This window comes from Streptosporangium becharense (assembly GCF_014204985.1).
In the GTDB taxonomy this organism is placed as follows: Bacteria; Actinomycetota; Actinomycetes; order Streptosporangiales; family Streptosporangiaceae; genus Streptosporangium; species Streptosporangium becharense.
The window spans coordinates 6,992,092-7,013,586 of sequence record NZ_JACHMP010000001.1; the positions used below are offsets into that span (position 1 = coordinate 6,992,092).

Annotated in this window: 18 protein-coding genes; 8 read left to right on the top strand and 10 right to left on the bottom strand. The window is 70.4% G+C overall.

Annotated features, from left to right (window positions below; genetic code table 11):
• Positions 1-175: 175 nt before the first annotated feature.
• The gene (lpdA, locus tag F4562_RS30350; RefSeq protein WP_184539970.1) at positions 176-1,561 is read right to left on the bottom strand and encodes a dihydrolipoyl dehydrogenase; all 1,386 of its coding nucleotides are present in this window, start codon (positions 1,559-1,561) and stop codon (positions 176-178) included.
• 345 nt (positions 1,562-1,906) lie between these two features.
• On the opposite strand from lpdA, the gene F4562_RS30355 reads away from it, so the two are divergent.
• Both F4562_RS30355 and F4562_RS36050 read left to right on the top strand, forming a co-directional pair.
• Entirely contained in the window at positions 1,907-2,821 is a 915-nt protein-coding gene (locus tag F4562_RS30355) for a universal stress protein (protein WP_184539972.1), read from the top strand.
• Between the two features lie 319 nt (positions 2,822-3,140).
• Positions 3,141-3,563, top strand: coding sequence for a DUF4396 domain-containing protein (locus tag F4562_RS36050; RefSeq protein WP_311733893.1), 423 nt, complete (start codon positions 3,141-3,143; stop codon positions 3,561-3,563).
• A gap of 91 nt (positions 3,564-3,654) precedes the next feature.
• On the opposite strand, the gene F4562_RS30365 is transcribed toward F4562_RS36050, so the two are convergent.
• Both F4562_RS30365 and F4562_RS30370 read right to left on the bottom strand, forming a co-directional pair.
• Positions 3,655-5,037, bottom strand: a complete 1,383-nt coding sequence (locus tag F4562_RS30365; RefSeq protein ID WP_184539976.1) for a cytochrome P450 — start codon at positions 5,035-5,037, stop codon at positions 3,655-3,657.
• 139 nt (positions 5,038-5,176) lie between these two features.
• Positions 5,177-6,187, bottom strand: coding sequence for a polyprenyl synthetase family protein (locus tag F4562_RS30370; RefSeq protein WP_184539978.1), 1,011 nt, complete (start codon positions 6,185-6,187; stop codon positions 5,177-5,179).
• A gap of 662 nt (positions 6,188-6,849) precedes the next feature.
• On the opposite strand from F4562_RS30370, the gene F4562_RS30375 reads away from it, so the two are divergent.
• The 5 genes from F4562_RS30375 (at position 6,850) to F4562_RS30395 (ending at position 13,892) form a co-directional block, all read left to right on the top strand.
• A complete protein-coding gene (locus F4562_RS30375) occupies positions 6,850-8,745 on the top strand; it encodes a 1-deoxy-D-xylulose-5-phosphate synthase (protein ID WP_184539980.1) in 1,896 nt (631 codons plus the stop codon).
• Complete coding sequence (locus F4562_RS30380) at positions 8,729-9,679, top strand: 4-hydroxy-3-methylbut-2-enyl diphosphate reductase (protein WP_184539982.1); 951 nt, start codon at positions 8,729-8,731, stop codon at positions 9,677-9,679. The genes F4562_RS30375 and F4562_RS30380 overlap by 17 nt, the downstream gene beginning before the upstream one ends.
• Before the next feature lie 81 nt (positions 9,680-9,760).
• A complete protein-coding gene (locus tag F4562_RS30385; protein ID WP_184539984.1) occupies positions 9,761-11,119 on the top strand; it encodes a cytochrome P450 in 1,359 nt (452 codons plus the stop codon).
• Positions 11,120-11,412: 293 nt separating this feature from the next.
• Positions 11,413-12,519 carry a terpene synthase family protein gene (locus tag F4562_RS30390; RefSeq protein WP_184539986.1) on the top strand — a complete coding sequence of 369 codons (1,107 nt, stop codon included), beginning with the start codon at positions 11,413-11,415 and terminating at the stop codon, positions 12,517-12,519.
• An 89-nt stretch (positions 12,520-12,608) separates the two neighbouring features.
• The gene (locus F4562_RS30395; RefSeq protein WP_221206546.1) at positions 12,609-13,892 is read left to right on the top strand and encodes a cytochrome P450; all 1,284 of its coding nucleotides are present in this window, start codon (positions 12,609-12,611) and stop codon (positions 13,890-13,892) included.
• Between the two features lie 131 nt (positions 13,893-14,023).
• On the opposite strand, the gene F4562_RS30400 is transcribed toward F4562_RS30395, so the two are convergent.
• Genes F4562_RS30400 through F4562_RS30425 form a run of 6 tightly spaced genes read right to left on the bottom strand, consistent with a single transcriptional unit; the run spans position 14,024 to position 20,226 of the window.
• Positions 14,024-14,998, bottom strand: a complete 975-nt coding sequence (locus F4562_RS30400; RefSeq protein WP_184539990.1) for a M24 family metallopeptidase — start codon at positions 14,996-14,998, stop codon at positions 14,024-14,026.
• Positions 14,999-15,005: 7 nt separating this feature from the next.
• A complete protein-coding gene (locus F4562_RS30405; protein ID WP_184539992.1) occupies positions 15,006-15,920 on the bottom strand; it encodes an ABC transporter ATP-binding protein in 915 nt (304 codons plus the stop codon).
• Entirely contained in the window at positions 15,917-16,687 is a 771-nt protein-coding gene (locus F4562_RS30410; RefSeq protein WP_184539994.1) for an ABC transporter ATP-binding protein, read from the bottom strand. The genes F4562_RS30405 and F4562_RS30410 overlap by 4 nt, the downstream gene beginning before the upstream one ends.
• Complete coding sequence (locus F4562_RS30415; RefSeq protein WP_184539996.1) at positions 16,684-17,523, bottom strand: ABC transporter permease; 840 nt, start codon at positions 17,521-17,523, stop codon at positions 16,684-16,686. Before F4562_RS30415 ends, F4562_RS30410 begins: the two co-directional genes overlap by 4 nt.
• Complete coding sequence (locus tag F4562_RS30420; protein WP_311733894.1) at positions 17,520-18,626, bottom strand: ABC transporter permease; 1,107 nt, start codon at positions 18,624-18,626, stop codon at positions 17,520-17,522. Before F4562_RS30420 ends, F4562_RS30415 begins: the two co-directional genes overlap by 4 nt.
• Positions 18,616-20,226, bottom strand: a complete 1,611-nt coding sequence (locus F4562_RS30425) for an ABC transporter substrate-binding protein (protein WP_184540000.1) — start codon at positions 20,224-20,226, stop codon at positions 18,616-18,618. Before F4562_RS30425 ends, F4562_RS30420 begins: the two co-directional genes overlap by 11 nt.
• Before the next feature lie 128 nt (positions 20,227-20,354).
• On the opposite strand from F4562_RS30425, the gene F4562_RS30430 reads away from it, so the two are divergent.
• On the top strand, positions 20,355-20,984 hold the full coding sequence (locus F4562_RS30430; RefSeq protein ID WP_184540002.1) for an Lrp/AsnC family transcriptional regulator: 630 nt from the start codon (positions 20,355-20,357) through the stop codon (positions 20,982-20,984).
• Positions 20,985-21,118: 134 nt separating this feature from the next.
• Here the strand turns inward: F4562_RS30430 and F4562_RS30435 are convergent, their stop codons facing one another.
• The gene (locus F4562_RS30435) at positions 21,119-21,466 is read right to left on the bottom strand and encodes an avidin-fold protein (protein WP_184540004.1); all 348 of its coding nucleotides are present in this window, start codon (positions 21,464-21,466) and stop codon (positions 21,119-21,121) included.
• Positions 21,467-21,495: the final 29 nt, after the last annotated feature.

Consider the following 21,495-nt stretch of genomic DNA (forward strand, 5'->3'; position numbering starts at 1 on the left):
GACGCCCGGGACACCCGAGACGGTGACGTGGTAGGGCGGTGGGGTCGCGACTTCCGGACGGTCTTCCACCGGCCGCCGGACAGGCCCCACCGCCGTCGCGGCGGACGCGCGCCGACCCCGCGCCTGCCGTGCGGACCGGGAACGCCTGTCCGGTCTGGGTGTCCTCCCGCGGACGTCACATGTTGATCATGTGTCCGGCGAGCCCGTGGATGGCCTCCTTGACCGCCTCGCCGAGGGTGGGGTGGGCGTGCACGTTGCGGGCGACCTCGTGGACCGTCAGGTCCCACTGCTGGGCCAGGGTCAGCTCGGGCAGCAACTCGGTGACCTCGGGGCCGATCAGGTGCGCGCCGAGCAGCTCGCCGTGCGTGTCATCGGCGATGATCTTGACGAAGCCGGCGGTGTCGCCCAGGCCGTGCGCCTTGCCGTTGGCGGTGAACGGGAACTTCGCCACCTTGACGTCGTACCCCAGGTCGCGGGCCTGCGCCTCGGTGAAGCCGAAGCTGGCGATCTGCGGCTGGCAGTACGTCGCCCGCGGGATCATCACGAAGTCGAGCTCCATCGTCTCGGCGCCCGCGATGGTCTCGGCGGCGATGACGCCCATCGACTCGGCGGCGTGCGCGAGCATCAGCTTGGCGGTCACGTCGCCGATGGCGAAGATGTTCGGCACGCTGGTGCGGCCCCGGCCGTCGACGTCGATGGCGCCGCGGTCGGTCAGCTTGACGCCGGTGTTCTCCAGCCCGTAGCCCTCGACGCGCGGCTGGAAGCCGATCGCCTGCATGACCTTGTCCGCCTCCAGGACCTGCTGCTCGCCGTTCCTGGAGACCATGACGCGCACCTTCGGACCGGACTCGTCGATCGACTCCACCCGGGTCGAGGTCAGCACGTCGATGCCGAGCCGCTTGTAGCGCTTGGCCAGTTCGGTGGAGACCTCCTCGTCCTCCAGTGGCACGATGCGGTCGAGGAACTCCACGATCGTCACCTTGACGCCGTAGTTGTGCAGGACGTAGGCGAACTCCACCCCGATGGCCCCGGCGCCGGCGATGATGATGTCGGCGGGCAGGTCCTGGGTGAGGATCTGCTCCTCGTAGGTCACCACCCGGTCCGACACCGCGGTGCCCGGCAGCAGCCGCGTGGTCGCCCCCGCGGCGATGATGCAGTGGTCGAAGGTGACCGTCTGGTCGTTCACCCGGATCGTGTTGGCGTCGACGAAGGTGCCGCGTCCGTCGAACTCGGTGATGCCGTTCTTCTTCATCAGGTAGTGCACGCCCTTGACGCGGCCGTCGGCCACCTTGCGGCTGCGCGTGAACGCCTCGGCGTAGTCGAACGTGATGTTGCCCTCGACACGGATGCCGAAGGTCTTGGCCTCGCGGGTGAGGATGTGCGCGAGTTCGGCGTTGCGCAGCAACGCCTTGGAGGGGATGCATCCCACGTTCAGGCACACACCGCCCCAGTACTTCTCCTCGATCACGGCTGTGCGCAGGCCGAGCTGGGCGGCCCGGACCGCGGCGGTGTATCCACCGGGGCCCGCGCCGAGAACGACGACGTCAAAGTGAGTGCTCATGGTCTGGACATTATTGGACCGCGGGGCATGGCCCGTACCGGGGGTCGATGACGCGCGGCCCGCCGTTCACGTCGCCGTCCCGTCCGGTCCCGGCTGTTCGGGGTAAGGAGACCGGAGGGGAGAGTGACCTTTCGAGGAGGACGACGTGGCGACGCACCCGGACAGCACGGCGCACGTGCCGGTCGCCTCTGGCGGTTCGCCTCCGGTGGTCGTCGCGGTCGTCGCGGTCGTCCGGGCCGCCGTGCGGCGCGGGTGCGCGCCGCGGGTCCGTCCGCCGGTCCCGGCATCGTCGTCGTGGTCTTCCGCGGGGGGGCCGCTTTCGATGACGGATTCGAGGTGAGGATCATGACCGGAACCCGCGCGGTCGTCGTCGGCTACGACGGTTCGGACTTCTCCATGCAGGCCCTCGACTGGGCGATGGACGAGTGCGAACTGAGGAGGCTGCCGCTGACGGTCGCCCACGCGTGGCGCTGGCCGTACGGCGAGGCCCCCGAGGAGGCCAAGCTCCACCTGCGCAAGGCCGCCGAGCACGTCCTCTACCACGGTGCCGACTGCGCGCGCTCGTGCAGCACGGTCACCGATGTCGGCACCGACCTGTACGAGGGCTCGGCCGGTGAGCGCCTCGTCGAACTGTCGGCCGGCGCGGAGCTCGTCGTGATCGGTTCCCGCGGCCTGGGAGCCCTGGCCCGGTCCGTGGTCGGCTCCGTCACCACCTACGTCGCGGCTCACGCCCGCTGCCCGGTGATCGTCGTGCGCGGTCCCGGCCCGATCCCTATGCCGGCCAGCCCCGGGCCCGTGGTACTCGGCCTGAGCCCGGTGACACCCGACGAGGCGCTGGAGTTCGCCTTCGGCGAGGCCACCCTGCGGCGGCTGCGCCTGGTGATCGTGCACGCCGCCCACCTGCCGGTGATGCCATGGGGAACGGCGATGGCACCCGTGCTCGACGCCGAGGCCCTCACCCGGGCCGGGCGGGAAGAGATGGAGGAGCGATCGGCGCCGTGGCGCGGCCGGTATCCCGGCGTTCCGGTCGAGGTCCATGCCGTCACCGACACGCCGAAGGAGGCTCTGGGCGTGGCGTCGGCCGGGGCGAGTCTCGTCGTCGTCGGCGCGGACCGCAACCGGCACTACGGCGGTCACCTGGGTGCGGTCGTCCGGGCGATGATCGAGCACGCTTCCTGTCCCGTCGCCGTCGTGCCCGTCCCCGCCGACCGGCCGCATCGGAGGGCGGGGAGCGGGGCGCCTTCCGGCGGACCGGGCTGAGACGTCCGTCAGGTCGGCGTGACCGGCCGGCCGACGACCGCGGCCCACGCGTGGAATATACGGGTGGGGGGTATGTGTTGGAGGTGTGCGTACCGCCGGATGAGTAGAGGAGAGGGCGATGTCCGAGCCGATGAAGCACCTGGGCCGCTCCGTGCACGGCGCTCGCCACGGGGACGGGCACCACGCGACCGCGGAGCACGAAGGCCACGGGAGCCATGGGAGACACGAGGGCCACGGAGGCCACGAGAGCCAGGGAAGTCACGGGAGTCACGGGAGTCACGGGAGTCACGGGAGTCACGGCCAGAAGGCCACGTGGCGGGTGGCCGCCTCGGCGACTCTGCACTGCCTGACCGGATGCGCCATCGGCGAGGTGCTCGGCATGGTGATCGGTACGGCGCTGGGCTGGTCCGGCGGGCCCACCATCGCGCTGGCCGTGGCGCTGGCCTTCTTCTTCGGCTACGCGCTCACCCTGGTCGGGCTGCGCAGGGCCGGTGTCGACTGGCGCAAGGCCGTCCGGCTGGCGCTCGCGGCCGACACTCTGTCCATCGTCGTCATGGAGATCGTCGACAACGCGGTCATGGTCGCGGTTCCCGGCGCGATGGACGCCGGCCTGACCTCCGGCCTGTTCTGGGGAGCGCTGGCCTTCGCCCTCCTGGTGGCCTTCCTGGTCACCGTGCCCGTCAATAAGTGGATCATCGGCCGGGGCAGGGGCCACGCCGTGGTCCACGCCTACCACCATTGAAGTCGCGACCCGGACCGTCGTCCGGGCCCGCCGGCGAGGTGAGGGCGTGCCCGGGTGCCCGCATCCGGGGTGGCCGCCGGACCGGTGTGACTCACCGTGCCCGGTGCGGGGAGCGCTCCACCGGCACGAGGCCCAGCTCTATCTTCTGCTTGGGACGCAACGCCGCCGGGAGGGGGGTGAACGGCCCGGAGTTGCGCACCCACGGCCGGAACCGGCTCACGAGGGTGGCGATGGTGAGCAGCGCGACGAGTTGGAACAGGTGCTGGCCGATGCACTGGTGGGGGCCGCCGCCGAAGGGGAAGTAGGAGTAGCGGTGCCGCCGCGTGTCGATGTCCGGCGAGAAGCGCTCGGGGTCGAAGTCGAGCGGGCGGTCCCAGAACTCGTCCAGCCGGTGGGTGGCGTAGGGGGAGACGAACACCGTCGAGCCGGCGTTGACGGACACTCCGCCGATCTCTCCGGACGCGGCGGCGAACCGCTGCATGATCCAGCCCGACGGGTACAGGCGGAGGACCTCTTGCAGGACCATCTTGGTGTAGCGCAGTTCCGGGATGTGCGACGGGAGGACCGGTCCGGTGCCGACGACGCGGTCGATCTCGTCGTAGAGCCGGGCCGCCACCGGGGGATGGTCCCGGAGCACCGGCCACATCCAGGCCAGGGCGTGCGTCGTGGTGTCGGTGCCGGCCACCAGGGCGGCGACCAGGTCGTCACGGACCTTCCGGTCGTCGGCGTGGCTCCCGTCGCGTGCCCGGCACAACGCGGAGATCACGTCGTGGCCGTCGCCGGAGGCGGTGCGGGCCTTGCGGATCAGCGGATACACCATCTCGTCGACGGCCTTGACGGCGTTCGCGAAGGCCCGGTCACCCGGCAGCGGGACGGCGGTGGGCACGAACGGCATGATCTGGCGGACGTTCAACCACTTGACGGCTGTGCCGAACTCCCGGGCGAGCCGTTCTCCCTCCTCGAAAGAGCTCTTCTCCCCGAAGAAGAACATGGTGTTCACCGCGACCACGATGTCGGTCATCGTCTTGGTGGCGTCGATCGGCCGCCCCGACCGGGCGGACTCGTCCAACCGGTCGACGCGTTCGGCGATCACGTCGGCCAGTCGCCCGGTGAGCGATGTGACATGCCTGGCCGTGAACATGGGCTGATGAGCCTTCCGGCTGGACTCCCAGTCCGGCCCCTCACCGGCGAAGGTGGTACCGAGGAACCGTTCCACGGGGTCCCACACCTTGCCCACCCGCTGGTAGTTCGTCCAGTCGGTGCGCATCACGTACTGGACGTGGTCGGGATGAGTGACCAGATAGGGACGGAACGGTCCCAGATCAAGTCGTACCACCTGTCCGCGGGCCTGCCTGCCGACTTCCGCGAACGCGTTCACCGGGCCCCGCACGAGCATCGGCAGCAGACGACGGAGGGGAACGACGGTGGCCTGTCGTGCCGATCCGGCGCTGCCGCGGCCGATCTGGACGGACATCGTAGCTATCTCCTGTTTCGGGCGGTGCTCATGACGTTTGGGTGCTATGAGGGCTCGTGGGAAATCCGGACGGACATCACGGTGATCTTCTGTCGCGGCCCGGGAGCACGGTGTACCGGCGGACAACCGCAGCGCGCGCTCACCGGTCGCGATGCATCGCCCATTCGGCGATCGTGGCGAGATCGGCACGCGCTGTCTTCTGCGGTTCGGCACGGTCCAGACATGCCAGAGCCAGCGTGATCTGGCGCCGGCCCTCCGCCTCCACCGCCGCCCGGCCCCCCGCCGCCTCGATCAGGGCGGTCATCGACGCGCACTCCTCCCGGCCCGGAGGCTCCGGGCGTCGGTACAGCGCGGCGAGACGCCGGCCCGCCTCGCTCGCGTCGGCCAGTGCCGTGATCACCGGCAGCGTCTTCTTGCGCGCGGCGACGTCCGCCCCCACGGGCTTGCCCGTCCGGTCCGCCCGCCCCCAGATGCCCAGGATGTCGTCGGCGCACTGGAACGCCACTCCGAGATGCCGTCCGAAACGGCCCAGTTCTCTCGCCCGTTCCGGGGACGAGCCCCCCAGCAGAGCGCCGAGCATGCACGCGCCGCCGAGCAGAGCGCCGGTCTTGAGCTCGGCCATCGATCGGTACTCCGCCGCGGTGACGTCGTCTCGGGACTCGAACGCGAGGTCATCGCTCTGTCCGCGCATGAGATCCGCCATGGTGTCGATCAGTACGTCGGTCAGGGCCGGGTCCCCCGTGCCGGTGAGCACCTGAAGCGAGAGAATCTGCAGGGCGTCTCCGGCGAGCACGGCCGCCCCGACGCCGAACCGCACCCACGCCGCCGGTCGATGCCTCCGCATCCGGTCCGCGTCCATCACGTCGTCGTGCAGCAACGAGAAGTTGTGCACGAGCTCCACCGCCACGGCTCCGGGGACCGCGCGCCGCGCGTCCCCGCCCACGGCTCGCGCCGCACCGAGCACCAGCGCTGAGCGCAGAGCCTTCCCCCCGTTCCCGGACGTCGCCTCATCCGCCGCCGACCCGTCCGCCCATCCGAAGTGGTACTCCGCCACGCGGCGCTCTCGCTCGGGCAGCTTCACGATGGTCCGGCGCAGCGCCGGCCGCACCAACGCCTCCGCCTCCGCGAGCACCTGCGCGGCCGAAGTCACCGTGCCGGCTCGCGCTCCGGACCTGACGGAACTGCGCGGGTCGGCCGATGGGGAGAGGAGGTCTATGATCGAAGTGTCATTCGACAATGCGCCACTAAGCTCGCTCGACATGGGCATTCGCTCTCAGGAGTGGCTCCGCCCGGGTGCGGAAGCAGGACTCGGACTCGGCCAAGGTGGTCCACCGCCCTTGTGAACGGCTTGAATCGCTTGTCGGTGTTGTCCCGGCCTTGTGAACACGTGATCACTTGGGAGGATGTGCCCGGGCAGGGATCCGCCCGTGCCGACGTCACATCCGCCGTACCCGCCGGATTCCGGCGGCGGACGGTTGAGCCGGTCCACGCGGGCCGGACGCCGCAGGAACCGGCCGAGGAGTCCGCGCCGGCCGCGATGAAGGTCGCCACGATGAGGGTCCGACCATCGCCGAGCAGGAGGATCGGGCCCGGGTGCCGGGTGTGCCGCCAGGGCCGCCGGGGGGCCACCGGAGATTTCTCGCCCTCCCGGGAGGCACGCGATGGTCGTCGACAGGCGTGGCAAGCCGTTCACAAGGAGGGGCGGCGATCGTCGGCGGAAGACTGCACCGACCGGCTGTGCGGTATGAGCGGGAGCTTCGTCACCCGTACACGCTGACCGCCGAGAGCGGCCGAAAGGAAGAGCGCGCGATCGTGTTGGCTGATATCCGTTCGCCCCGAGACCTGAAGGCTCTGACACCGGGGCAACTCGCCGGGATCGGTGCGGAGATTCGCGCGTTCCTGGTGGATGCGGTGTCTCGCACCGGCGGCCATCTCGGCTCGAACCTCGGGGTGGTCGAGTTGACGCTGGCGCTGCACCGCGTCTTCGACTCCCCCGGGGATCGCATCCTGTGGGACACCGGTCACCAGGCCTACGTGCACAAGCTGCTCACCGGCCGGCAGGACTTCTCCCGGCTACGGCAGCAAGGCGGGCTGTCCGGCTACCCGTGCCGGGCCGAGTCCGCGCACGACGTCATCGAGAACTCCCACGCCTCCACGGCCCTGTCGTACGCCGACGGCATCGCGCGGGCACTGCGCGTTCAGGGCATGACCGGCAGAGCCGTGGTCGCGGTCATCGGGGACGGCGCGTTGACCGGTGGGATGGCCTGGGAGGCGCTGAACAACATCGCCGCGAGCCCCGACCTTCCCGTGATCATCGTGGTCAACGACAACGGCCGCTCCTACGCCCCGACCGTCGGGGCGCTCGCCGGGCACCTGGGCACGCTACGAGCTGCCGACCGCGACGGGCGTCCTGCGCGGCCGGCGTTCTTCGACGCCCTGGGTCTGCCCTACATCGGCCCGATCGACGGCCACGACATCGGTGCGACCGAATCGGCGCTGCGGGCGGCTCGCGAGGCGGGTGGGCCGATGGTCGTGCACTGTGTGACGCAGAAGGGGCGGGGGTACCGGCATGCGGAAGATGACGTCCGTGACCATTTCCACGGCATCGGGGTCATCGACCCGCTCACTGGCCGGTCGGCCGGAGCCGGACTCCCACCCAGCTGGACGTCGGTGTTCGGTGCGGAGATGGTACGGGTCGGTGCGACACGCCCCGATGTGGTGGCGCTGACCGCGGCGATGCTCGCCCCAACTGGATTGGGCCCCTTCGCCCAGGCGTATCCGGATCGGGTGATCGACGTGGGCATCGCCGAGCAGCACGCGGCGACCTGCGCGGCCGGTCTGGCGGCGGGGGGCCTGCATCCGGTGGTGGCCGTCTATGCCACCTTCCTCAACCGGGCCTTCGACCAGGTGTTGACGGACGCGGCGCTGCACCGCGCCGGGGTGACGTTCGTGTTGGACAGGGCCGGGGTCACCGGTGATGACGGGCCCAGTCACAACGGGATGTGGGACATGTCGGTGCTACAGGTCGTACCCGGCCTGCGCCTGGCCGCGCCTCGCGACGCCGCCCAGCTGGGGGCACAGCTGAATGAGGCACTGGATGTGGATGACGCGCCGACGGTGGTGCGCTTCCCCAAGGGGGCGGTCGGGCCGGACATCCCGGCGGTGGAGCGCGTCGGCACCCTGGACGTGCTCGCCCGCACCACGGCGGCCGCGGACCACCACGAGGTGGTGCTGGTCAGCGTGGGGGCGATGGCCTCCACCTGCCTGCAGGTCGCCGACCGGCTCGCCGCCCACGGCACAGGGGTCACGGTCGTCGACCCGCGCTGGGTCAAGCCGATCGACCCGGCACTGCTGGACATGGCCAGACAGTGCGACCTCGTCGTCACGGTCGAGGACAACACGCGCATCGGTGGTGTGGGCGCCGCCATCACCCAGATGATGCAGGACTCCGGCCTCGCGGTGCCCTGCCGCGCCTTCGGGATCCCCGCCGAGTTCCTGCCCGTGGCCGGACGCGGTCAACTGCTGGAGGAACTCGGTCTGACCCCCGCCGCGCTGGAGCAGGACATCCTGCGCCGGCTGTCCGACCACCCGCCGACGCGTCGGCCGCGGCGAACACCCCGGCCCCCTCATGAAGTAGGGACCTTCCGGAGCGGAGAGCATGACGACCCGACGAGCGAAGAAGGGCAAGGTAATGGAACCTCCCACTAAACGGGTCCTGGTCGCCAGACCGCACGGATACTGCGCCGGTGTCGACCGGGCGGTCCGGACCGTGGAGAAGGCCCTGGAGACCTACGGGCCGCCGATCTACGTACGCAAGCAGATCGTGCACAACCGGCACGTGGTCGAGACCCTCGAAGCGCGCGGCGCGGTGTTCGTCGAGGAGAACGACGAGGTGCCCGAAGGCGCCGTCGTGGTGTTCTCCGCACACGGCGTCGCACCCGAGGTGCACGCCTCGGCCGCGGCTCGCGCGCTGAAGACCATCGACGCCACCTGCCCCCTGGTGACCAAGGTGCACAACGAGGCGCGCCGCTTCGCCGCCGCCGACTACGACATCCTTCTCATCGGTCACCAGGGACACGAGGAGGTGATCGGCACCACTGGCCAGGCACCCGAGCGCATCCACGTGATCGACGGTCCGCAGGACGTCTCGGATGTGACGGTGCGCGACCCGGCGAAGGTGGCCTGGCTGTCGCAGACCACCTTGTCGGTGGACGAGACGACGCAGACGGTGGAGCTGCTTCGGCAACGGTTCCCGCTGCTGACGTCACCGCCGAGCGACGACATCTGCTACGCCACTCAGAACAGGCAGCAGGCGGTCAAGCAGATCGCGCCATCCTGCGATGTGGTCATCGTCGTCGGGTCACGCAACTCCTCCAACTCGGTGCGTCTTGTCGAGGTCGCACTCGACGCCGGCGCCCGCGCCGCCCATCTCATCGACTTCGCCCACGAGATCGACGACGCGTGGCTGGCCGACGCCGGCACGGTCGGGCTGACCGCAGGGGCCTCGGTGCCCGAGGTACTGGTCGAGGACACGCTGGCCTGGCTGGTCGAGCGGGGATTCACCGATGTCACGGCGGTGGCGGGTGCGCGGGAAACGACGGTCTTCGCCCTGCCGCAAGAGGCTCGGGTGAGCCGGGGTTGACGCCGATCCGGTTTTTCCATGATCTGAGCTGCCTGAACCAGCGGATAGAGAGGTTCGCCAGTGAAACCGGCTGAAGCACGGATGCGATCGAAGAGCCTGATACCGCCGAAGGTTCCGAGCTACCCGTTGGTCGGCTCGTCGCCGGCCCTGCTACGGGGCAAGTTCGGCTTTCTGCGGGAGACCCGGGAGAAGTACGGTGACGTCTTCGAGCTGGATCTCGGTTTCGCTGTGTTCACCGTCGTGTGCCACCCCCGGCACGCGCAACACCTCCTGGTGGACAACACGCGCAACTACGTCAAGAGCGGTCCCTTGTGGGATGGCATCCGGACACTGCTGGGCGACGGGCTGCCGTTCGTCGAGGGCGACGTCTGGAAGAGGAACCGCCTGCTCATGCAGCCGGCCTTCCACCGCCAGCGGCTGATCGGGCTGGTGGACGGCATGGTGGACGCCATTGACGAGGTCTTCGACGACTGGGCCGGATGGGCCCAGGCGGGCGAGCCCTTCGACATCGGGGCGGCCTGCAACCGGTTGACCATGCACGTGCTCGTGCGTGCCCTGTTCGGTACGGGGATGCAGCCGGGCGAGCCGGAGCGGATCGGCGAGGCGTTCGACTACGCCATCCGCTACATGATGATCGGCTCATTGTCGACGAGGTGGCCACAATGGCTGCCCATGCCTGGCCGGGCCCGCTACCACCGCGCTATCCGGAAGATCGACGAGATCGTCCGCCACATCGTCGATCGGGGACGGCAGGGCCTGGATCAGGACGGGGCTCACCTGCTCGCCCTGCTGCTCAACACGGTGGATGCGGACACGGGCGAGCGGATGACGGACCGGCAACTCCGGGATGAGACCGTGACGCTCTTCGCGGCCGGCTACGAGACCACCGCGGTGACGCTGTCCTTCGCGTTCCACCTGATGGCCCAGTACCCGGAGGCGGCCCAGCGGATGCGGGACGAGGTGGACACGGTGCTCGGCCGGCGCAGGCCCGGCTTCGGCGACCTGGCCGCACTGCCCTACACCCGTAACGTGCTGCTCGAGGCGGTCCGCCTGTACTCGCCCGCCTACTACCTGACTCGTACGGCTGTAGGGGAGGACGAGATCGACGGGTTCCGGATTCCGGCGGGACGGCAGGTGCTGATCGCCACGTATCTGATCCACCATCACCCGGAGGTCTGGCCGGATCCGCTGCGTTTCGACCCGGATCGTTTCACGCCGCAGCGCTCGGAGGGGCGGCACAAGCAGGCGCTGATGGCCTTCGGTGCCGGACAGCGGCAATGCATCGGAAAAGAGTTCGCCCTGACGGAGGCGCATCTCGTTCTGGCCCGAGCGGTCCAGCGCTACATCCTGGCGCCCGTACCGGGACGCGAGAATCAGGTCGGCATGGCGGCCAGTGCCCGCGCCAAGGACGGGGTGTGGGTGCGTATGAGGCATCGCTAGTGTCCTGCGCCGGATATCCGCTGCTCGGGTTCCTCGTGACCGTCTTCGTGACAAGTCCTGGCGCCGCGGTCGAAGGCCGTGCCGGCCGGCGTGGGCTCCCCCCGGGCACGTCCTCCCGAGTGATCACGTGTCCGCAAGGCCGGGGGCAACACCGACAAGCGATTCAAGCCGTCCACAAGGGCGGTGGGCCACCTTGGCCGAGTTCGGGCCCTGCCTCTGAACCCGGGGGAGCCGTAGGGCTCTTCGCCGGGGCTTGACGATCTCGCTCACACTACTAGTCCCGTGGAGCTTTCATGGCCATCACGACCCCGCTGCGCATCGATCTGCCCCCCGCCTACTGCCCGATTCCCGCGGAGATCAATGACAACTTCGAAGAGTGCAAGCGCCGCGGCCTGAGCTGGATGGGCGAACACGGATTCTGCCCCGATGACGCGGCCCGGCTCCGGGTCGCGGACACCGACTCGGCGGAGTGGTGTGCCCAGGCGATGCCCCACGCCGGCCCCGAGCGCCTGCAGGTCGCCACGGACTGGACCTACCTGATGTTCGTCTTCGACGACCTGTTCTGCGACACGGGCGAGAGCAGCACGAACACCAACGCCTTCGTCGAGGCCGCCGCCCGCATCATGCACCTGTTCGAGGCCCCCGACGGTGCGACCATGGACGCCGCCAACCCCTTCACCGCCCCCATCCGCGACCTCGCCCTGCGCGTCCGGCGCTGCGCGACCCCGGCCCAGGTCCGGCGCTGGATAGAGGCGCACCGGACGTGGCTGCTCGGCGTGGCGTGGCAGATCGCCGCCCAGTCGTCGGGAACCCGGCTGAGTCTCAACGACTACACGGTCATGCGCCTGGGCACCTGCGGCGGCCTCCCCTGCGCCGCGATGGTGGAAGAGGAGGAGGTGCCCGCCAGTGAGCTGAACGGCCCTAAGGTGCGCGCACTCACCGAGGCCGCGTGCCTGACCGCCGGTTGGGACAACGACCTGGCCTCCTACGGCAAGGAACTCTGGTACGCCCAGCAGACCTCCGATGCCCGGCAAGGCATCGCCACCAACCTCGTCGACGTGCTCATAGACCTTCACGGCTACACCCGCGACCAGGCTCTGCAGGAAGCCACCCGGATGCGGGACCACACGACGCACCTGTTCGTCCGGCTGCGCGAGCAGGTGCTGCCCACGGCCAGTGCCCCGCTGCGCCACTACGTCAACGCCCTGGGCACCAGCATGCGCGCCACGGTCGACGTCGGAGTCACCACCGCGCGTTACACCAACCCCGACGGTGCCCACCCCGGCGCGGTCCACATCACCTCAAGCCTGACCGACAGGCCGCCGGTCGGGGCTGCGGATCCGCTTCCCATCCCCGCGATCGCCTGGTGGTGGGACCTGCTCGATCGCGGCACGGTCTGAGACGGGAGACAGCTGCGATGCCCGTAGAGAGCAGCCGTGGCGGCGCTTCCCGGCAGGCCGGCGTCATTCCCCTGTACCGTTTGCTGCCGATGTTCGCACGGGGCCCGGTCAACGCGTTCGCGGAGGTCGGCAGGCGGGCACGGGGGGAAGTCGTACGGCTCGATCTGGGGCCGTTCCGCCCCTATCTGGTCACCCATCCCGAGCACGTCCAGCATGTGATGCGTGACAACTGGACGAACTACCCCCGGGTCGGCAAGGTCTACGGCACCATGCAACGGCTCAGCGGTACCACCCTCGCCACCGAGGGGCCGGACTGGGAGTCGGCTCGGAAGGCTCTTCAACCCATGTTCACGGCCAGGCGCGTCACGTCGCTCAACGACGAACTGGCCGACGTGATCACGGAACGTGTCGACCGGCTGGATGGGGCAGCCCGGTCGGGGCAGCCGATCGACGCCGCCAAGACGATGGCCGACATCGTGATCGCGATGACCACCAGGCTTTTCTTCGGCGAGAAGAGCTCCCTTGAGAACGGAGAACGGCTGACCCGGGCGTTCGACAGAGCCGTCAAGCTGGGGGGTCTCCGCACGATCATGCCTCTCGTGCCCGACTCCGTCCCGCTGCCGGGCGATCGGGCCTTCGCGAACGCCGTCAAGACCGTCGACGAGGTGGTGTATCCGCTGATCCGCAAGGCCCGCGCCGCCTCCGACGACGGCCACGACGTGATCTCCGCGTTGTGCCGGGCACGCGACGGGAGCGAGGTCGGTGACCGGCAGGTCCGTGACGACCTCGTCACCGCCTTCATGGCCGCGACCGACACGACGACGCAGACCCTGACCTGGTTATGGCCGGTGCTCCACACCCACCTGCGGGTGGCGGCCCGGCTCTACGACGAGATCGACCGCGTCGTCGGCACCGGACCGGTCCTCTCGTCGCACATCCCGGAACTGCGCTACACCAAGATGGTCCTGCAAGAGGTCCTCCGCCTGTACCCGTCGGGGTGGATCCTTCCGAGGACCGCCGTCGTGTCCGAAGACATCGGCGGAGTGCCGATCGACGCCGGCTCGACGGTGTTGATCTGTTCTTACGCCACCCACCGGCTGGAGGAGTTCTGGGACCGCCCGCTCGACTTCGACCCCGAGCGCTTCTTGCCGGAGATCGACACGCGCCGGCACCGCTACGCCTACTTCCCCTTCGGCGGCGGCCCCCACCAGTGCATCGGCCAGCACCTGTTCTACATCGAGGCACTGCTCACCGTCGCCACCATCCTGAGCCGGTTCCGGCCGCGGATGCGCAACTCCGGGCCGTTCACCCCCTTTCCCGGCGTGGTGTTGCGTCCCAAGCAGAAGATAGAGCTGGACCTCGTACCGGTGTAACGCTCCCCGCACAAGGCCGAGATCCCCACCGGTGCCCGGTGCCCGGTGCCCGGTGCCCGGTGCCCGGTGCCCGGTGCCCGGACCGGCGTACCGGGCCGCCCGTCCAGCCGCGTGCGGGCCGCCCTGGGCGTTCAGTGGTCGAGGACGTACAGGGGTTGCGGGCTCGTGCTGAGCAGCCGGGCCCCCTCAGGATCGCACACCACGACGTCGGCGACCCGGGCCCCGAACAGCTCCGGCAGGTAGATCGCCGGTTCCAGGCACACCGTCATGCCGGGGGCGAACACGGTCGTGTCGTCGGGGGTGAGCCACGGGCCCTCCTCCCGGCCGAGGCCGACGCCGCGTCCGGGCCGTTCTCCCGCGTAGTCGCCGTACCCACTGTCGTCGATCGTCTCCCGGGCGGCCCGCCAGACCTCCGCCGCCGTGGCGCCGGGCCGCAGCGTGTCGAGGGCGGCGCGCTGCGCGGAGAGGACGACGGAGTACATCGCCTCGAAGTCGTCGGGCGGCTCCGCCACCGCGAACACGCGGGCCACCTCCGAGTGGTAACCATCCCACCGGCCGCACACCGAGACCAGCAGCGCGTCACCCGGGTTGATCACGCGGTCGCACGGCACGTGCCGGGGGAGCGCGGTGTGCTCGCCGGCCGCGACGAGCACCGACAGCACCTCCTCGCACCCGGTCTCGACCATCATGGCCCACAACCGCCGGGCCATCGCGCGCTCGGTGGTGCCGAACCAGGCCAGCTCGCGGGTGACGAGCACGATCGCGTCCGCCGCGGAGGCCGCGCGTTCCATGGCCGCGACCTCCTCGGCCCCCCTGCGCAGCCGCAGCGGCGCCAGCACGGTGGAGGCCAGCACGACCTCGGCCTCCACCCGCAGCGAGAACAACTCCCAGGCGCGCATCTCGGGATCCACGCCGACGCGGCGCGCGGAGGCGGGGATGAGCGCGGCGGCCTCCAGCGGGCCGGCCGCGGCGGCAGGGGGCCCGTCGCCGACCAGGACGAGGTACCCGTCCCCCCGGCCGCCCAGATATCGGAAGTCGGGGGAGGGACGCAGCACGAGGGCGTCGATCCCCTCCTGCGTCATCCTGCGGCGAACCTCGTCGATCATGGACTAATCATGCGGGTTCGTGCAACCAGCAGGCGACCGGACCGAACGCGGGTTCACGCTCCCGGCAGACGTCCATCACCAGCGGGCACCGCGGGTGGAACCGGCAACCGGACGGCGGGTCGGCCGGGTCGGGCACGTCTCCGGGCAGTTCGGCGGGGAGCACGCCCGCGCCGTCGGGTGCGGGGATGGCGCCCAGCAGCGCCCGGGTGTACGGGTGGCGGGGGTCGTCCCACACCTCCGCGGTGCGGCCGATCTCCACGATCTTCCCGAGGTACATCACCGCGATCCGGTCGGCGATCAGCCGTACCACCGACAGGTCGTGGCTGATGAACAGCAGACCGGCGCCCGAGGAGACCGCGAGGTCCCGCATGAGCCTGGCCACCTGCGCCTGGGCGGAGGCGTCGAGCGCGGAGATCGGTTCGTCGCCGATCAGCAGGGACGGCCGGGCGGCGAGTGCCCTGGCGATCGCGATCCGCTGCCGCTGGCCGCCGGAGAACTCGTGCGGGTGCCGGTCGGCGAAGTCACGGGGCAGCCCGACCCGCTCCAGCATGTCGGCGGGCCTGGTCGTGGTGTCGCCCGCCGTGCGCAGGCCGTCGGCGATCTGCGCGCTCACCCGGCGCCGCGGGTTCAGCGAGGCGTAGGGGTCCTGGAAGACCATCTGGATCCCGGCCAGCGCACGGTTCCTGCGGCGCAGGCCGAGCGGGGTCACCGGGTGCCCGTCGAAGGTGATCGTCCCGGACGCCGCCGGGTTGAGCCCGCACACCGCGCGGGCCAGGGTCGACTTGCCGCACCCCGACTCGCCCACCAGGCCGACGACCTCGCCCGCCGCGACGGTCAGGCTGGCTCCGGCCACGGCGCGCACCAGCGGACGGCCGGGGGTGCGGTGCTCGACGACGAGGTCGTCCACGCTCAGCAGCGTCACGAGGTCTCCCCGGGTAGTGAGTCCAGCAGGGCACGGGTGTAGGGGTGGGCCGGGTCGCGCAGCACCTTGCCGCGTGGGCCCGTCTCCACGACCAGGCCGTCCTTCATCACGCTGACCTCGTCGGCGACCGCCGACATCACGCCGAGGTCGTGGGTGACGAGCAGCACGGCCAGGCCCAGGTCGTCGCAGAGGCCGCGCAGCAGCCGGAGGATCCCGGCCTGGACGGTCACGTCGAGGGCGGTCGTGGGTTCGTCGGCGATGAGCACCTTCGGCGAGCAGGCCAGCGCGATGGCGATCGCGATGCGCTGGCGCATGCCGCCGGAGAACTGGTGCGGGTAGCGGTCGATCGCCGTCTCCGGGCCCGGGATGCGCACCTGGCCCAGCAGCTCGACGGCCCTGGCCCGTGCCTGCTTGCGGTCCAGGCCCAGGTGGTGGCGCATGTGCTCGGTGAGCTGGCGGCCGACCGAGAGCATCGGGTGCAGGCTGGTCGCCGGGTCCTGGAAGACCATGGCCACCTCGCCGCCGCGCACCGCGTTGAGCTCCTTGGCGGGCAGGGTGAGCAGGTCACGGTCTCCCAGGGCGATCCGGCCGCTGGTGCGGGCCCCGTGCGGGAGCAGGCCGAGCACGGCCAGGCCGGTCATGGTCTTGCCGGAGCCGCTCTCACCGGCCAGGCCGTGCACACGGCCGGCCTGGAGTTCGAGGTCGACCCCGTGCAGGATCTCCTTGTCGCCGACGGAGACCTTCAGCGCGGAGATGGTGAGGGTCAAAGCGCACGCTCCTTGATGGCGCGGGCCGTGCGGGGGTCGAGGGCGTCGCGCAGCGTGTCGCCCAGGAAGTTGAAGGCGAGCACGACGGTCAGGATGGCCAGGCCGGGGAAGGCCGCCACCCACCAGCTGTCGAACACCTCGACGCCGGAGGCGACCATCGCACCCCACTCGGGAGACGGCGGCTTCGCGCCGAGCCCGAGGAACGACAGGCCCGAGAGCAGCAGCAGCGCGGTGCCGATGTCCAGGGTCGCGAGCACCAGGATCGGCCCGGTGACGTTCGGCAGCACGTCCACGCGCAGGGAACGCCAGGCGGAGAAGCCGAGCAGTCGCCCGGCCACCACGAACTCGCGTTCGCGCACGCCCAGCACCAGGCCGCGGGTCACCCGGGCGTAGGCGGGCCAGGCGACGACGAGGACGGCGAGGACGGCGTTGGTGAGGCTCGCGCCGAGCGCCGCGGCGACGACCATGGCCAGGATCACGGTGGGGAAGGCGAAGACGAGGTCCGCGAACCGCATGATCGTCTCGTCCACCCACTTGCCGAAGTATCCGGCGCAGGCGCCGAGCAGGCCGCCGACCAGCACCGACAGGGTGACCAGCAGCAGGGTCAGCGGGATCGACACGCGCGCGCCGTACAGGACGCGGCTGAGGACGTCGCGGCCGAGCTGGTCGGTGCCCATCCAGTGGCCCGGCCCCGGCGCCGCCAGCCGCGGCAGGTCCTGGGCGAGCGGGTCGTGCGGGGCCAGCCACGGGGCGGCCAGGGCGATCACGAGCCACGCGAGTGCCACGACCCCGCCGACGATCGCCAGCGGCTGCCGCCATGCTTTGGGAAGTTTCACGACATTCTCACTCGGGGGTCGATGATGCCGTACAGCACGTCGACGATCAGGTTGATGACGAGGTAGACGCAGCCCACCACCAGGCCGACGCCCATCACGGCGGGCAGGTCGAGGGAGGTGGCGCTCTTGTAGGCGTACTGCCCGACACCCGGCCAGGCGAAGATCGCCTCGACGAGTACCGTGCCGGACAGCAGGCTGCCGAAGGCCAGGCCCGCGACCGTGATGACCGGCACCAGGGCCGAGCGCAGCACGTAGCGGAACAGGATCACCCGGGGCGGCAGGCCCTTGGCCCGCGCGGCGCGCACGTAGTCCTGGCCGAGCACCTCCAGCACCGCCGACCGGGTGAACCGGGTCAGCAGGCCGATCGTGTAGAGGGCCAGCACCAGCGCGGGGGTCAGCAGGTGGCCGAGCGCCGAGGAGAACACGTCCCACTGCCCGGCCAGCGCGGCGTCGACCGTGTAGAGGCCGGTCACCGTGGGCGGCGGGCTCATGCCCGGGTCGATGCGACCGCTGCCCGGCGTGATCTGCAACCGGTAGAAGAAGACGTAGAAGGCGATCAGCGCCAGCCAGAACGTCGGCACCGAGATGCCGACCAGGCTGACGACCCGCAGCACGTGGTCGGAGAGCCGGTCACGGCGCAGCGCGGCGACCACGCCGAACGCCACACCCAGCACGACGGAGATCAGGATCGCGGTGCCCGCCAGCTCCAGGGTGGCCGGGACCGCCTCCGCCAGGTCGTCCGCCACCGGGCGGTGGCTCTGCTGGCTCATCCCGAAGTCACCTTGGAGCACCCCCTGAAGGTGCAGGAGGTACTGCTGGGGGAGCGGCTTGTCCAGGCCGTGTTCCGCCCGCCACTGCGCGACGATCGCCGGGTCGCCGAGGGCCCGCTGACCGAGGTTGGCCGCGACCGGGTCGCCGGGGACCAGATTGGTCAGCACGAAGGTGACCAGCGTGATGCCCAGGGCCAGCAGGAGCGCGGTCACCACCCGGCGGAACAGGAAGCGGGCCAGCGGGTGCCGCCGGCCGCCCCGGCCCGGGCGACCGGGCTTGGGCGGAGCGGCGGGGCTGTCCTTGACCGGCCCGGACGGGTCCTTACTTGACACCGAGGTCGGCGACATCGACGGTCCACACCGGGTGGAATTCCAGGCCCGTGACGGACGGGGCCGTCACGATGTTCTGGCTGGGCTGGATGAGCGTGACGAACGGGCCCGAGGCGTTCAGCTTGTTCTGGATGTCGACGTAGGCCTGCCTGCGGGCCTCGTCGCCGAGGGTGAGGGCCGCCTTGTCGCCGGCCGCCTCCAGCGCCCGGTCGGAGCCGGCCTTCCACCCGGCCCGCAGGCCGACCAGCTTGCCCGGCAGGAACGCCAGGTAGTCGCTGGGGTCGGGGTAGTCAGGGCCCCAGTACCACAGGCCCATCTCCTCCTTGCCGTTGCGGTAGTTGTCCAGGGCCGTGGCGACCGGCGCGGGGGCCAGTTCCACGGTGATGCCGACCTCCTTGAGGTTGGCCTGGATCCGCTCGGCGAGCGGCTGGAAGGACAGACCGTTGACGGTCAGCTCGCTGGGGTACTCCAGCTTGACCGTCGGGTTCGTCACGCCGCTCTCCCGGAGCGCGGCCTTGGCACCCTCGAGGTCGCGGGTGATCCCCGAGTCCGGCGGGAGAGCGCCGAGGAGCATCGACGGGATCACACCGGGAGCCTGGACCGAGCCGTCGCCGGCCAGTTCCAGCAGACCCGCGTAGTCGATGCCCTTGCGCACGGCCTCGGCGAACTTGGGGTTGGAGGTGACCTTGCTGATCGAGGGGTCCTGGTTGGCGAACAGGAAGATCACGTTGGCCGACGGGGTCTTCTTGACCTGCAGGGTGCCCGGGATGCCGGAGACCTGGTCGCCGGAGAGGTTCAGCGCCACCTGGCTGTCGCCGCGGGAGACGTTGAGCTTCTGCGTCGCCGCCTCGACGTTGCGGATCACGACCTTGTCGTAGACCGGCTTCTGCTGGCCCCAGTACTTCGCGTTGGCCTTGAGCACGACCTGGCTGCTGACGTTGAACGACTCGATCGTGTACGGCCCGGAGCCCGCCGAGGTGGAGTTGAGGTACTGCTCGGCCTTGTCGCCGGTGTCGGCGGTGGCGCCGTTCTCCTTGGCCACCTTGGAGTTGAGGATGCCCAGCGCGGGGTTGGGCAGGATGTACGGCAGCGCCGGGTTGGCCTTCTCCGAGGTGAGGGTGATCGTCGTGTCGTCGGTCTTCTCGACCTGGACGCCGTCGAGCAGGAAGGACGGCGTACCCTTCATGTCGCGCACGCGGTTGAGCGAGAAGACGACGTCGTCGGCGGTCACCGGGGAGCCGTCGGCGAAGGTGACGCCCTGGCGGAGCTTGAGCGTCAGCGTCTTGCCGTCCTTGGACAGCTCGAACGACTCGGCGAGGGCCGGGACGGGCTTGGTGACGTTGGAGCCCTCGAAGGTGAGCAGGGTCTCGTAGGTCGCCTTGCCGATGATCAGGCCGGTCGGCTCGTAGGTCCGGCCCGGGTCCGCCGTCTTCAGGTCGAAGGAGGTGTCGATCACGAGCGTCTTGGCGCCCGCGGGGGCGCCGCCGCTCTGAGGTGCCGGGGACGAACCGCCGCTTGAGCAGGCGGCGAGAGCGAGGGCGCCGGTGAGCAGCACCGGCAGCAGCGCCGCATTCGCTCCCGGACGCCGTGAACGGATCGTCATTTTGTATCCTCCGAAATAGTCCATGTGGACGTTTGGTCGCCGATCGTCCAGGATTGTCGGGCAGAAAGTCCAGGTCACACCGGTAACCTGAGACGAATCTGCACCGAGGGATAGGGTGGTGGCCGAAAATGTCAAGGAACGAGGCTCACGAGGGCGGTCAGCCTGGACGGATCGGCATCGGCCTGGAGCTCGACGCGACACATCTGAAGATCCTTGAGGTGTTGCGGGAGAACGGCAGGATCTCCGTGGCGGCTCTCGCCGAGCGGGTCGGGATCTCGCGGGCGAACGCCTACACGAGGTTCGAGGCGCTCCGTGCCGACGGCGCGATCAAGCGGTTCACCGCGGAGATCGACCACGTCCGCGCCGGTCTCGGCATCACCGCGCTGGTCTTCGTCACCGTCCGTCAGCAGATGTGGCGCCAGTTCCGCGCGCAACTCGCCCAGATGCCCGAGGTGGAGTACTGTGCGATCACCACCGGCCAGCACGACGCGATGATCCAGGTGCGGATGGCCGACGTCGCCGCCGTCCACACCCTCGTGACCGAGCGGCTGGCCAACATCCCGGCGGTCAAGGCCACTGAGACCGTCTTCATCCTCGACGAGGTGCTCAGGCGTCCGTACGTCCTGCCGACCGACCGAGGCGCCGGCCAGCAGGTCCGCCGCCCGGCCCCCGACCCGGCCGCCGCCGACGTGCCGCTGGGCAAGATGCGCTTCGTGGGCGCGGCCGAGGGCCGTGCCCAGCTCCAGCGGGGTGTCTGACCCGCCGGAGCGGTGACCCGGGATCCTCCGTGGTGATCCGGGCCGTCCTGCCGTGGGGGTCTGGGGCTCCTCCCGCGGGGACCCGGGCCCGGCCGGCTCCTCAGGGGGTGTTCCCCGGTGGCCGCGCGTCTCTCTCAGGCGACCTCGGTGCACACGCTGACGTGCACCGTGTCGTCACCGGCGAACTGGAACTCCTCGACCAGGCGCAGACGGCCGTCGGGAAGGGCCTCGATGCGGCTGCCGCTCTGCCCGGCGGCGCGCTCACCGCTCTTGAGCAGGTGGACGTAGTTCATCTTCAGCTGGTCGCCGTCCCGGGTGCCGATGAAATGCCCGTGGATCACGGTGTCGCCGGTGTAGTCACCCCACACCACCCCGCCGGCCTCCCGGTAGGAGAACTCGGTGGGCCCGTCCGGGTCGACCGTGCTCGCCGTCGAGCTGACCATGACGAACGTGCGGCCGTTGAGAAGATCGTTATCGCTCACGTCTCCGCATCGTGCCACCTCACCGTGTG

Excerpts from the sequence above, each read along its gene's own strand:
- lpdA (WP_184539970.1), bottom strand. The coding sequence starts at position 1,561 with ATGAGCACTCACTTTGACGTCGTCGTTCTCGGCGCGGGCCCCGGTGGA.
- F4562_RS30355 (WP_184539972.1), top strand. The coding sequence starts at position 1,907 with ATGACCGGAACCCGCGCGGTCGTCGTCGGCTACGACGGTTCGGACTTC.
- F4562_RS30365 (WP_184539976.1), bottom strand. The coding sequence starts at position 5,037 with ATGTCCGTCCAGATCGGCCGCGGCAGCGCCGGATCGGCACGACAGGCC.
- F4562_RS30380 (WP_184539982.1), top strand. The coding sequence starts at position 8,729 with ATGGAACCTCCCACTAAACGGGTCCTGGTCGCCAGACCGCACGGATAC.
- F4562_RS30385 (WP_184539984.1), top strand. The coding sequence starts at position 9,761 with ATGCGATCGAAGAGCCTGATACCGCCGAAGGTTCCGAGCTACCCGTTG.
- F4562_RS30390 (WP_184539986.1), top strand. The coding sequence starts at position 11,413 with ATGGCCATCACGACCCCGCTGCGCATCGATCTGCCCCCCGCCTACTGC.
- F4562_RS30395 (WP_221206546.1), top strand. The coding sequence starts at position 12,609 with ATGTTCGCACGGGGCCCGGTCAACGCGTTCGCGGAGGTCGGCAGGCGG.
- F4562_RS30400 (WP_184539990.1), bottom strand. The coding sequence starts at position 14,998 with ATGATCGACGAGGTTCGCCGCAGGATGACGCAGGAGGGGATCGACGCC.
- F4562_RS30425 (WP_184540000.1), bottom strand. The coding sequence starts at position 20,226 with ATGACGATCCGTTCACGGCGTCCGGGAGCGAATGCGGCGCTGCTGCCG.
- F4562_RS30430 (WP_184540002.1), top strand. The coding sequence starts at position 20,355 with ATGTCAAGGAACGAGGCTCACGAGGGCGGTCAGCCTGGACGGATCGGC.